General features: G+C 52.5%; 10 protein-coding genes. 4 read left to right on the top strand and 6 right to left on the bottom strand.

Translation table 11 applies throughout. The features are described 5' to 3' along the window. Window positions 1–80: 80 nt before the first annotated feature. Window positions 81–584 carry a hypothetical protein gene (locus JTN23_RS22070; RefSeq protein ID WP_247237241.1) on the bottom strand — a complete coding sequence of 168 codons (504 nt, stop codon included), beginning with the start codon at window positions 582–584 and terminating at the stop codon, window positions 81–83. A gap of 259 nt (window positions 585–843) precedes the next feature. Between JTN23_RS22070 and JTN23_RS22075 the strand changes: the two genes are divergently transcribed. The 3 genes from JTN23_RS22075 to JTN23_RS22085 are packed head-to-tail and all read left to right on the top strand — an operon-like array spanning window position 844 to window position 3,240. Next, window positions 844–1,530 carry a 3-keto-disaccharide hydrolase gene (locus tag JTN23_RS22075; RefSeq protein WP_247237242.1) on the top strand — a complete coding sequence of 229 codons (687 nt, stop codon included), beginning with the start codon at window positions 844–846 and terminating at the stop codon, window positions 1,528–1,530. 59 nt (window positions 1,531–1,589) lie between these two features. After that, complete coding sequence (locus tag JTN23_RS22080; protein WP_247237243.1) at window positions 1,590–2,693, top strand: DUF3500 domain-containing protein; 1,104 nt, start codon at window positions 1,590–1,592, stop codon at window positions 2,691–2,693. A 22-nt stretch (window positions 2,694–2,715) separates the two neighbouring features. Continuing rightward, window positions 2,716–3,240: an MOSC domain-containing protein gene (locus JTN23_RS22085; protein ID WP_247237244.1), complete on the top strand. Its 525-nt coding sequence runs from the start codon at window positions 2,716–2,718 to the stop codon at window positions 3,238–3,240. A 48-nt stretch (window positions 3,241–3,288) separates the two neighbouring features. On the opposite strand, the gene JTN23_RS22090 is transcribed toward JTN23_RS22085, so the two are convergent. From JTN23_RS22090 to JTN23_RS22110, 5 genes are all read right to left on the bottom strand, one after another. Then, a complete protein-coding gene (locus tag JTN23_RS22090) occupies window positions 3,289–3,714 on the bottom strand; it encodes a response regulator (RefSeq protein WP_247237245.1) in 426 nt (141 codons plus the stop codon). Window positions 3,715–4,212: 498 nt separating this feature from the next. Continuing rightward, on the bottom strand, window positions 4,213–5,193 hold the full coding sequence (locus JTN23_RS22095) for an arabinan endo-1,5-alpha-L-arabinosidase (RefSeq protein WP_247237246.1): 981 nt from the start codon (window positions 5,191–5,193) through the stop codon (window positions 4,213–4,215). A gap of 98 nt (window positions 5,194–5,291) precedes the next feature. Then, window positions 5,292–9,065 carry a PVC-type heme-binding CxxCH protein gene (locus JTN23_RS22100; protein ID WP_247237247.1) on the bottom strand — a complete coding sequence of 1,258 codons (3,774 nt, stop codon included), beginning with the start codon at window positions 9,063–9,065 and terminating at the stop codon, window positions 5,292–5,294. Between the two features lie 358 nt (window positions 9,066–9,423). Further along, window positions 9,424–10,545 (bottom strand): Gfo/Idh/MocA family protein, encoded by a 1,122-nt coding sequence (locus tag JTN23_RS22105; RefSeq protein ID WP_247237248.1) that lies wholly within the window; start codon window positions 10,543–10,545, stop codon window positions 9,424–9,426. Window positions 10,546–10,700: 155 nt separating this feature from the next. Further along, complete coding sequence (locus JTN23_RS22110; RefSeq protein ID WP_247237249.1) at window positions 10,701–11,555, bottom strand: sugar phosphate isomerase/epimerase family protein; 855 nt, start codon at window positions 11,553–11,555, stop codon at window positions 10,701–10,703. A 309-nt stretch (window positions 11,556–11,864) separates the two neighbouring features. Here JTN23_RS22110 and JTN23_RS22115 point away from each other — a divergent pair, with 309 nt between their 5' ends. After that, window positions 11,865–12,737 (top strand): AraC family transcriptional regulator, encoded by an 873-nt coding sequence (locus JTN23_RS22115; RefSeq protein WP_247237250.1) that lies wholly within the window; start codon window positions 11,865–11,867, stop codon window positions 12,735–12,737. The last annotated feature ends 31 nt before the right edge of the window (window positions 12,738–12,768 follow it).

Genomic DNA, 12,768 nt, shown 5'->3' on the forward strand with positions numbered 1-12,768 from the left:
CATATGGCTCCCCCTGCTACTTCTAACTACTTAGGTGTGGATATATGAAATTCCTGGTGTAAATAATGTGCTATAACTCATTACTCATTAGAAGCCAGCTCTGTATCGATAGCCGCTAATAAGTCATTGATTTGTTTCTCCACGGTTACCATCTGCTCGCTGGTCATGGGCTGTTGCATATCCAGCAGGTTAGCCTGAAGCTGGTCGCGCTCCCGCATAAGTTTGGTCCGGCGCTCTACCCATTTTTCTTTGGTAGTACCGCTGCTCGAGGCAATTTTCGAGTCCATCATCGAAAGCCGATTCTGAATTTTCTCCTGGCGGTCACGCATCTTCTCTACGTATGCCCGCTGCTTCTCCGCCAGCTGGTTCTTTGCCTCTTTCAGATTATCTCTGACCTCGGCCAGGTCTTCCTGTCCCTGCGCATTGCGTATTTTTTCATACGACTCATCGGTGGCATCCATCGCCTCTTCCTGAGCTTGTGCCAGTTTCTCCCTTTCTTTATCTACTCCAGAGTTACAGCTTACAAAAAGCCATCCCAGAGTAAGAAACATGCCTATTCCAGTTCGTGAGGTTATCTTTTTCATGCTCTTCCTATCTTGTTCAACTCCCACTTATCCGAAAAAATCAAACCACAAGGTATAGTCAGGCGGGCCAGGCCGCTAATGAGGAATTAAGTACTCAGATGAGGGATGTTCTAAGACATTACCCAACAGATACCCGTTCTGGCTGGCCAGAGGCAGCCCCTACCACTGATTACGGCCCTGCCTGCACAGTATATGCCGGTAGATACGTTCTTTAGAAAGGGGAATGGTTGCATGTAAAATACCCCTATCCCTCAACCTGATGAAGCAAATATACCTACTGACAATAGCCTGTATTATGACCGGGGCAGTCTGGGCACAAAAGCCCGGCAAATGGCAGAACTTATACGACGGCAAGTCGCTCAAAGGCTGGCACAGCTATCAGCATAATGGTGGTGTGAAGGGCTGGATGGTGATGGGCGGCGCCCTGATGACCCACGGCGGTAGCGGTGACCTGGTATCCAACGATCAGTTCGAGAACTTTGAGCTGGAGTTTGAGTTCAGGGTAGCGCCCAAGGGGAACAGCGGCGTTATGTACAAAGTAATAGAGGACCCAAAGAACCCGACCTACTACTCCGGGCCGGAGTACCAGGTGATTGATGATGAAGGGTACCCGCCCTTCAATGACGGAGGCAAGATGGTAAAGCTCAATGACAAGCAGAAGACCGGAGCCAATTATGATATGTACGCCCCCACCAGGCAGGTAGCCAAACCAGCCGGCCAGTGGAACAAAGGACGCATCGTAGTAAAAGATAACCACGTAGAACACTGGCTCAACGGAGAGAAAGTAGTAGAATACGAATACGGCTCCGACAGCTGGAAAGCTACCGTAGCTAAAAGCAAATTCGCCAGCTGGCCCTACGCTCAGCCCCACGCCAGGGGACACATCGCTCTGCAGGACCACGGCGACGAGGCCTGGTACCGTACTATCCGGATACGCACTCTTTAATTTTTCAACAGCGGCTAGCCTTTGGTTAAGCCAAACCGTTTTTACCAAACACCCGACCTATGCAACGTCTTTCTCTAGCCGCTATTTTTTACCGCTGCCTGCTTCTGCTGCTTATAGTACCTACCTGCCTGGTGGAGGCGGCTTCCGGAATGGATATTCCAGGGATGGATGTTCCGGGAAAGAAGGAAACGCTCAACCAGCAGATGACCAAAGCCGTCAAGGCTTTTCTGAGTACTCTGGATGCTGATCAGCTCAGGCAAACGCAGTTGGGATTTGATGACCCGCTGCGGTTTGACTGGCACTTTGTACCCCGCGAGCGAAAGGGACTGGCGCTGAAGCATATGAACGACAAGCAGCGCGCTGCCGCCATGGGTATGGTCAGGGTGATGATGAGTGACGAAGGTTACCGCAAGATCGATGAAATCATAGACCTCGAAAATGTACTGCGGGTAGTTGAGAACCGCCCGCCCAATGATACCCGTCGTGATCCGGAGAACTACTCCTTTCTGGTATTTGGTACGCCCGGCGACAAAGATCCCTGGAGCTGGCGCATTGAGGGCCACCACATTTCACTGCACTTCTCTTCCGTGACCGGCCAGCTCAGCTACACGCCCAGTTTTATAGGTACCAATCCGGGTCATGTACTGGCAGATATGCCCCAAAAGGGCCGCCGGGTACTCAAAGATGAGGAGGACGTGGCTTTCCAGCTACTGAACGCCCTCACCGAAGCTCAGCGTCAGAAAGTGATACTGGGGACCAAGTCGCCCTGGGAGATATTCACGGCCAATAACCGTAAGGCTGATAAGCTCACCAGCTATGAAGGTATACCGATGAAGGACATGACCCCGGCTCAGCAGGACCTGTTCCGACAGCTTATCGGCATCTACCTCAACCGCTACCACGTTACGCTTAAGAATCAGCAAATGGAACAGCTACAGAAGGCAGGTATGGAAAATATCTATTTTGCCTGGATCGGTAATACCGAGCCCATCAAAGGAAAAGACCAGGGCCACTACTACCGCATCCACGGTCCTACGATGCTGATCGAGTTTGACAACACCCAGGACAACGCCAACCACATCCACACCGTAGTGCGCGACCTGACCAACGACTTTGGTGATGACCTGCTGCGCCTTCACTACGAAAAAGCCCACAAAAAATAATCTCTACCAGTACCAAGTACCTATGGCCAAACTGTCCGATTCCTCCCACCTGTACCAGCTGATGCAGCAGTACGCTCAGCCGGGGCGTGTGGTCTGGATGGGGGTACGTCCGGCCTCCCGCCAGCCCGTCAACCCCATAGAGCATACGTACGCCCGCATCGGCACCGGCCTGGACGGCGACCGGTACCAGGGCCGCCCCGACAGCAAGCGGCAGGTGACGCTTATTCAGGCCGAACACCTGCAGGCGGTAGCTTCCTACCTGGGCAAAGACCATCTGGACCCGGCCCTGGTACGCCGCAACCTGGTAGTGAAGGGTATCAATCTGCTGGCCCTGAAGGATAAAACCTTCCAGATTGGTGAGGCAGTACTGGAATATACCGGCGAGTGCCACCCCTGTAGCCGCATGGAAGAGATACTGGGCCCCGGAGGCTATAATGCGATGCGGCAGCACGGCGGTATTACGGCCCGCGTACTGCACGAAGGTGCTATACAGGTGGGAGATCCGGTAGAGGTAGTAGCGAATAGGAGCGAAAAAGGAGCCCGCTAGCGGGCTCCTTTTTATATAGTAGTAATTCAGTAAATGCTATTGATGTGCCTATACTTTCGAGAACTTATTCTCTCCATTCATAATAGTCTGGAGCATCTCTTCGGTCAGCGGCTTGGTACGGTAGTGTATCTCGGGAAATATGGATAAAGCCTTCTCGTAGTCGTGGGGATGCGAGGAAGTAGACAGAATAACCACCTTGGTACCGGCACGCAGGTCAGCAGCGAGTGTTTTGTACAAAGACAAAAACTCAAATCCATTCATACGTGGCATATTGATATCCAGAAAGATCACGTCCGGCTTCTGGAACTCTGCCTTTTTTGTATCGGTCAGGTAATGCCAGGCCACCTCGCCATTTTCAGCGACTACTACCTTGGGGCTCATCCCGCTTTCCTTGATAACGATCTGGTGCAGGAAGTTATCATCGGGATCATCATCCACTAAAAGGACACACCTCAGTTTGTTATTCGTAGTCATGTAATATTTTAAGGTCTTTAGGGACTGTGAAATGAAAAAACACTTCCCTTCCCTGGTTCACTAATTAACCAATTTTTGCCACTATGGGTTTCAATAATCTTTTTTACACGTTGCTATTCCAACGCCCATACCGAGGTATTCATTGCAAGCGTGTAACCTCTCGAGTACCTGAAATGCTTTTTCGAAGTACCATTTATGTATCCTGATGCCGTTGTCACACACCAGGATTTGTACTTCTTAGAGGTTCAGAGGCCTGTTTTATTGGCAGCCTATCTGATGGCAAAAAGTATCCAGATGGATACTACGCCCGTTATAAAACGAATCAAAGTGTTATTCTGATAAAAAGATACTCAGAAAATAACAGCATCGATCAAATGAGTAAGCCCACATAGCAGAATAAACGTACTCAATCACCAAACGAATGTACCTATTACTCCCAATATTTTTAGCTGCCCACAGCTGCACTTCGTGTAAGGCCCCTGATAGCGCCTGACGTAGCTACTTTACCACCGGCCACTGGTCCTGATCCCAGCTCAGCTTCTCAATCCGTAACTTCGACTTGCCCTTGTCATGGGCGTCGTACCCGTGGAAGATCAGGTAATCTGTACCGTCAAAGCTGGCTACAGCATTGTGGCCTACGCCATGCCAGTCTTTATTGCCCTGCAGGAGCGGAGTACCTCCGCTTTTGGTCATTTCAACCCCGGCTTTGTCAAGATAGGGTCCGGTAAGTTTTTCGGAGCGCCCCACAATCATTTTGTAGGTACTGTTTTCGCCCTTACAACAGAAATCGATCGATGCGAAGAGGTAGTAGTAGTTGCCCTTTTTGAATATAAACGGAGCTTCAATGGCGGTGTTTCCAGCCAGGGAGTCGGTAGCACTCTTGGCTCTGCGACTGGCAATCGTGTACCAGCGCTGCGGATCCGTGGCAATAGCCCGGGCATCGTTGGTGAGCTTCACCAGCTTGAGCCCGTCCCAGAACGAGCCGAAGGCCAGCCAGGGCGTTCCCTCCTCATCCCGGATCAGGTTGGGGTCAATGGCGTTCCAGTTGTCCCGGCCAGGTACCGACTCCACTACCTTACCGTGATCGACCCAGCGGTAGTCGGGACTACCGGGGTGCAGGGTCTTGTTGGTAGCGAGGCCAATGCAGGACCCATTCTTGCCAAAAGACGAGATGGAGTAGTACAGGTAGTAGATACCATTGTGGTAAGATATATCCGGGGCCCAGATGTGGTTGCGCTGAAAGCCCGGTACTGCCTTCACCGCCCAGTCCGGTGCTTCATCAAATACGGGTTTCTCTTGCTTCCACTGTTTCATATCGGGCGAAGACCAGACGGTAATACCACGCCCCGTACAGAACAGGTAGTATACCCCATCCTGCCTGATCATCACCGGATCGTGAACGGGTATGGAAGTAGACTGCGCCTTCAGAGTACCTGTGGCTAGAAGGATCAGCAGAGTTAGGGTGTACAGTTTTCTCATGAGCACTCGTAAGGTATCTGTATGATTTAATAAAAAAGCTCCCGCCTCTACCCAAAATGAGCGAAAGCGGGAGCTGTTCAAACGATTGAATCCTTATACTACTTCGAAGTATTCATGGCCTGCTCCTTGGTAACAGTCATGACCCCTTTCATGAGGCGCCAGTGACCAGGGAAGGTACACACAAATGGGTAGCTACCCGGCTCAGAAGGAGCCACGAACTTCAGACGGTAGGTCTGGTCGGGGTTCACCAGTGGCGTAGCCGCGATTACCTGCGGGATACTAGGCACGTAGTTCTTTTCGGCACCATCCTTAGCCGTAATCATCTTGTCAGCGGCCGCTCCGATCACTTCCAGCGTCTTGGGTTTACCCAGTACAAAGTTGTGCTGCATGGCATCGGGGTTTTCAAATACCACTTCCACGGGCTTGCCGGCAATTACTGTGAACTCCGTCTTGTCAAACTTCATTTCCTCGCGTACCGCTTTGATATGTACTACCTGTGTATTCGGGTCGGAGGCTACGGCGTCTTTCACACCAAATGATTCCATCAGTCCTGTCATACGCTGACTAAGGTCGTCAGGTACCCCCTTCTTCAGACTGGCCAGCAGGGCACGTCCGGCGTCATTGGTATTTTCCTTACGCTTCACGTTCCAGCCACCCACTACTCCTTTTACTACGGCCAGACGACCACCGCCATCAAGAGCCTGGGCTGTATTGAGCAGAGCCAGTACCGAGTCGGCCGAGGCGTAGGAAGCATAGCTGCGGGCAGCGCGCTCAAGGGCAAAGTCCGATAGCTTGTCGAGACGACGTACATCAAAGCTCTTGCTGAGGCGGTTGTTACGGTTTTCGTCCTTTTCGGGCACTACGTTATCCAGGTCAATCACAGCCGTTACCTGTACCTTACCAGCCTGCTCGGCGGTGAAGCCGAAGGTGGCACGCCAGGGACCGTTGTTCCCCTCTGAGAGACGGATGGTCTCACCCGGAGCGATACCCTTATCAAGGTTTTTGCTGATGTAGTTGAGGTTGAGTCCGCCACCGCGTATCTCTACGTTCACCACAGGTACTACGTCTTTCGCTACGGCTACACTACCCTGGTTAGTAATCTCTACGACTACACGAGCGTACTCACGTACATACGGGTTACCCGGCTCAATGGTGATATTGGTAATAGCCAGCTCGGCAGTGCCTTGTACGAGGCTGGTAGCCGGCTTACTGCTCTGGTGAGCAGAGTGATCCATGGTGCTGTGATCCATACCCGTCTTGGCCGAGGCTGATGCTTTCTGGCTACCTGCCTGAGAAGCCTTGGCTTTGCGGCCAGCCAGGTACTGCTGACGCAGCTTACCTCCGTGGGCATTCATGGCTACCGCAAATACATCGGGCATCCAGCGATCATCGGCCTCGGTCGACTGCTCCATACGGGCCAGTACGGCCTTCTCGATGGCAGGAGTCAGCGGCGTTTCGGTAAAGGCCAGCAGCGTATTCAGTACCACCAGGGGCTCCTTATCGTTAAGGGCATTGGCCTGCATCAGGGCCTGAGCCGTAGCGGCATTACGAGGCAATACCTGTACAGCTGCCTTACGTACAGCCGCGCTTGGATGCTTCAGGGCCGCCGTAGCCGCCTGTAGAGCAGGACCATCCTGACCACTCAACGCGCCTAAGCCTTGCAGGGTCCACAGCGCGTGGATAGCGGCCGGATTCAGACCTATTTCGTCTACCGAGTTATCTTTTACCAGCGCTACCAGCTGAGGTACTACGTCGGTGTTGCCGCGCTCTACCAGCAGGCGCTGGGCGTGGCGACGCCAGAACATATTCGTATTCTTCAGCGTAGCTACCAGTTCCTCAGGGCGGTTCTTGCTCAGCATGATTGGGGTATAGGCAGGGGCCCCTTTGTACGCGATGCGATACAGACGTCCGTGGGTATAATCACGCAGGTCGGTGTCGTAGGCGTTACCCTTCCCATTATCAAAGCCCTTAGGCGTTGGGTTGTGCTGGATAATGAAGCTGTACCAGTCGGCCGCCCATACGGCTCCATCGGGTCCTACCTCCGCAAATACCGGCGATACCCACTCGTCGGCTCCGGCCAGCAGGTTAAAGCCATCGGCATCTTCGTAGTCAGTACCTTTCTTCACCATTACGTTCTGGTGCAGGATGTGTCCCGTTGGCTCTGATACGAAGGCTACGGTGTTCCAGTATTTCTTAGGGAATGCGCGGGCGGTATAGAAGTTGTGACCCGCCGCCGCCGTGAATCCACCAAATACATCCACCTGGCGTACCTTAGGAGTGATGGGCTTCATATCCTTGTGCGTATCGGTGCTGCGGCTACCGTTGTCCACGCGGCTCTCGCCGAAGTAGCGGTGCGGAATAGCCATATACCAGCCGTGCGAGTTGTTGGCTGTAGAGCCAAACAGGTCACCGGCTTCGTTGAAGGCCAGCCCCCAGGTATTGTTGGAAGTACGGGTCACCAGTTCCATATCCGAACCATCAGGACGGAAACGGAACAGGGCCTGTCCGAAGTTGAGTGAGTCTTTGTCGCCAAACTTGCCCTTGAAGCCCGAGTACCCTACTGATCCGTAGATCCAGTTATCAAAGCCGTAGTGCAGGTTAGAGGGACCCGCGTGGGTATCGAAGGTACCGAAGCCGCTGAATAGGATCTTCTTCTCGTCGGCCTTATCGTCGCCGTTGGTATCTTTCAGGAACAGCATGTGCGGGGCCTGTGATACAATCAATCCGTCATTAGCGAATACCATACCCGTCGGTACGCTCAGTCCTTCGGCGAAGCGGGTGAATTTGTCGGCCTTGCCATCCTTGTTGGTATCTTCACAGATCAGGATGTAGTCGCTACCGCCGGTATCCTTACGCTCGTTGGGGTAATCTTTAGTAATAAGTACGTACAGACGGCCACGCTCATCCCATGACATAGCGATAGGGTGCACCACGTCCGGCTCATGCGCGAATACTTCTAATGTAAAATCAACCGGTACCTGAATGTGCTTCACCGACTCCTCGGGTGAGAGGGGCAGCTGCTGCAACTGAGGGCCAGGGCGCTGCTCGTAGTTGGGCAGCTTGGCCTCCCGGTAGGCGAACGGCTGTGGCTTCAGGGCCGCGTGAGCCTGACGGGCTTCGTCGTTCACCGCCCACAGGATACCTTTTTCGATCAGATTATGAAACTCAGGCTGTGCCCAGGTGCGCTCATCGTGACCGTAAGCGGTATAGAACACACGACCTTTGCCGTGCGTACGTACCCAGGTATAGGGCTCCTTGGTCTGTCCGGGCTTGTCTTTGGCCTGATCAGCACCGATGATGCGCTCCGTCAGGACGATGTTGTCCGGCTGCAGATGCGTGTGCAGGTAGGTTTCGTCTACGGTTTTGAAAGGCTTTACACCCGCCATAGCCGGATGATCAGGATTGGTCCATACGGGCTGGATGGTATCCCAGGTATGACGCCAGAACTGTCCACCGATCAGCTTTACTACTTCAGGGTTGTTACGGAAAGAGTACGAACCGCAGTGGATAGGCAGAAATCCCTTGCCCGAGGCTACAAAGTCCAGCAGCGCCTGCGCCTGTGGATTAGCGATCGAGTCCCAGTTGGCGTACAGCATCAAAGCGTCGTACTTGTTGAGGTTTTGAGGATTGAGGTCCTCCAGGCGATCCGTGTAGGTAAAGTTGATGCCTTTGGCACCCAGTGCCGCCATGATGGCCGGAACTCTATCAATGGGACGGTGGTGACCGTTATCTCCCAGGAATAAGACTTCCAGACGCCGCGCCTTCACTGCTTTCTCCTGGGCAGTACTGCCAGTTTTTGCGGATTGCTGCACCGCACACCCTACGAGCAGGGAGGCCAGCATCAATCCAAAAGATAGAGCGATCTTCTTCATTTATAAACCAGGTTTTTTCTGTTGCTAAGTTAAGACTACCGGCTATTCGCCAGCAGGGTACTTCCCTGTTTGGTTGAGGAAGCTGATAATGAATTATAGCGGTGTGCATAAGTACTTCAGGCTCTGGATAAAACCCTTATGCCCCATTATTTATTGCCCTTCCAGCTCTGATTAGTACTAATCTTCGCCGGATTAAGAGCCAAAGCTCCACCCAAAGGCAGAGCAGGTAGTTAGAGTGTAAAGCACTCTACTTAGACAAAGTACCTCTGGGCAACATTCTCCTATGCGAAGCAGGCTGAATATCAGAGATATATACTATTGAGCACCCGGAGTAGTCACTCCGGGTACTAAAAAAGCATTAAGCGTTCTTAAAATCAGGTACCTGTATCAACTTACCACCCTGTAGGGCCGACTCGTGCGCCAAGATACCTACGCTGGTCCAGTTGGCCGACTGCCAGGCATTCGGGAATGGCTCGCGGTCCTCAACGAGGGCCGACAGGAACTCGTGCGCCAGGTGCGGGTGCGAACCACCGTGTCCGGCTCCCTGTACAAACGACAGGTGGGCGTTGTCGTCGAGGTTATATACTCCGTGCCCGGTAAACTGACGAATCTCTTCGGGCAGCAGGTGGGCGTAGTCAGGTGTCTTCACGCGCTCGGGTATCTCGTGCTCGGGCTTCTTGGCCGTATGGATTACCGGATCTTCGCCTTCGATCAGCGGCCACTCAAACGACTTCTGGCTACCGTATACCTCAAAGCTCTCGCGGTACTGGCGGGCGGTATCGAACAGCGAACGGTACACGTAAGCCGACAGGTCGCTGTCCTTGAACTTGATGTGCGCTGACTCCACCGCGAAGGGGGAGTTGTGGATCTGGGCCAGCTCTTCGCGGATGGTACCCGAGCCGAAGCAGGATACATACTCCGCTTCCAGCTTCAGCAGACCGGCTACGGGGCCTACGCAGTGGGTAGCGTAGTGCATGGGAGGCAGTCCGGGCCAGTAGTCAGGCCAGCCGTCCATATCCTGCTGGTGGCTGGCTTTCAGGAACTGTACCTTACCCAGTTCGCCTTTTTCATATAGTTCTTTCACAAACAGGAATTCGCGGGCATATACCACGGTTTCCATCATCATGTACTTCAGGCCCGTTTCCTTACATACCTTCACGATCTCCATACAGTCCTCTACGGAGGTAGCCATGGGTACCGTACAGGCCACGTGCTTACCGGCCCGTAGGGCCTTCAGGGTTTGCTCGGCGTGGTTGGGTATGGGTGAGTTGATATGTACCGCGTCAACGTTAGGGTCTTTCAGTAGCTCATCGTAGTCGGTATAACGTACTTCCACGCCAAATTCGTCACCTACGGCATCCAATTTTGATTGGGTCCGCTGACAGATGGCGTACATGTTGGCATTGGGGTGACGCTGATAAATGGGGATAAACTCTGCCCCAAAGCCAAGTCCTACAATGGCTATGTTGATCTTTTTCATTAGTAGTTAATAGGTATTAGCTGTTAGGTTTTAATAATTCTAGATTTAATTGTGATAAGAGTGATAAATTCCGAAGGATAAATTAGCTCCTCACTTATTCGCTCATTCATTCTTTCACCGCTACCACGGTGGCCGATGCCTCGGTGGCTCATTGGTCACTGGACACTGGTCACTGATAAATGTTCACCGACCTTCTGCTTAATGAACGCCAAACCGTCGCGCATGAGCTGCTCTTCCGAGTCGAACATTTTGCGCCAGATATTAGCAGCCGGGAGTTTTTGACTGAAGGCTTCAATGCTGAGCCAGCCGTCGTAGTTGATATCCCCAATGGCTTTGAATACCCCATCCCAGTCTACATTGCCTTTGCCCGGCGTAGAGCGGTCGTTTTCGGATAGCTGAATGAAGGCAATGCGGTCGCCCATCTTCCGGATGGTGTCACCAATGTTTTTCTCTTCGATATTGGCGTGGAAGGTATCGAACATGATCCGGCAGTTGGGGTGATTGACCTCATCCACGAAGCGAGTCAGCTCGTCGCCGCAGCTCGTCAGGTACATCTCGAAGCGGTTGAGGTACTCCATGCCTAGTACAATACCCTGGTTCTGGGCATAGTCAGCCAGTTTCTGGATACCCTCAACCCCGTACTTCCACTCATCAGAAGTAGCCGAAGTCCCCGTAAATAGCCCCAAAGCTGAATGGTAAGGCCCCATCAGCTTACTGGCGCCCAGTACAACGGCACAATCCACGCAGCGCTTCAGGTACTCAAGGGCATGGTCACGCACGGCGGCATCGAGGCTAATCAGGTTGGTGTCAGCGCCGCAGAAGGTGTCGGCTTCGCGGTGCAGGCCCAGATCGTCCAGCTTTTTGCGCCAGCTGTGCCAGGCATCCGGATTGGGGTTAAAGATGGGTACCTCTACTCCTTCAAAGCCAATTTCTTTAATAAGGTCAAGGGTAGGAAAAAGACTTTCATCCACCTGGGTTCCCCACAGGAGGAGGTTCATGCTGTATTTCATTCGTAGTAGTTATTAGGTATCAGGGTTTAGGTGATACGTTTTATCTGAATAGTCATTAAGTGCTTTGCTCCTCTTTCTTCGTCTTCTAGTGGGTTATCTATACTGAGCCAGTTATGGTACTGTAAGGCACTTTTTAATGCGTAGGATAGTATAAGCCAACGTTTATCTACCTGTATCTAACAGCTACCAAAAGCAGAGTACAATTTTACGCTAAAAAAATACCAGAAACTTTTCTGGTATTGATTAGTTCTGACTCTTTTTTGACTTTAAGTACAGAAATCGCTCTTTTTTTAGATAAAATTTAGCCAGATGAAGTCAGCTCTACGCAAAACCATAGAAAGCCAGGTACGCTCTTTTACCGTGCAGGAGCTCCGGGAGCCTCATTTTGATCCCAACTGGCACTTCCATCCGCACTACCAGCTTTTTACGGTGATGGAAGGCACGGGTACCCGCTTTATCGGTGACTCTATTACGCCTTTTGAGCCGGGTGATACCGTTTTTCTGGGTCCTAATGTACCTCACCTCTGGCGCAGCGATGCCTGGTACTTTGAAGAAGGGGCCAATCTGACTACCCACGGCATTGTACTATATTTCCAAGAAGATTTTCTGGGGAAAGAGTTTTTTGACCGCCCCGAGATGCACCCCATCGGGCAGCTCCTGGAGGAGTCGAAGCGGGGAATACAGTACGTAGGTACCGCACGGCAGCGTATCCGGACCGAGCTACAGGAATTGCTCCATCTGGATGGTCTGCAGCGAATACTGCGGCTCCTGGCCCTGCTGGATGAGCTGGCCCATAGCGTGGAGGGCGCTCCCATTACCAGCTATGGCTACGTCAATACCCACAAGGTATCCGAAACCGAGCGAATGCAGAAGGTACATGATTACGTGATGCAGAACTTCCGGCAGGAGATCCGGCTCACCGAAGTAGCCTCGCTGGCGGGCATGAGCGAGGCAGCCTTCTGCCGCTACTTCAAGACCCGCGCCAACAAAACCTTTACCGATTTTGTAAGCGAGATCCGGATCGGTCAGTCCTGTAAGCTGCTGCTGGAGGATAAATGGAGTATCTCACAGATCGCCTACGAGAGCGGCTTCGATACGCTGTCCAACTTTAACCGGCACTTCAAGCGCATCACCGGCCAGACACCGCGCGAATACAAAAAGGCCTATACCATACCGGTATAGGCCTCAGTGGGGCTGATAGATGTCGATAAAG

The sequence above is a fragment of the Telluribacter roseus genome (assembly GCF_017355915.2).
GTDB lineage: Bacteria > Bacteroidota > Bacteroidia > Cytophagales > Spirosomataceae > Telluribacter.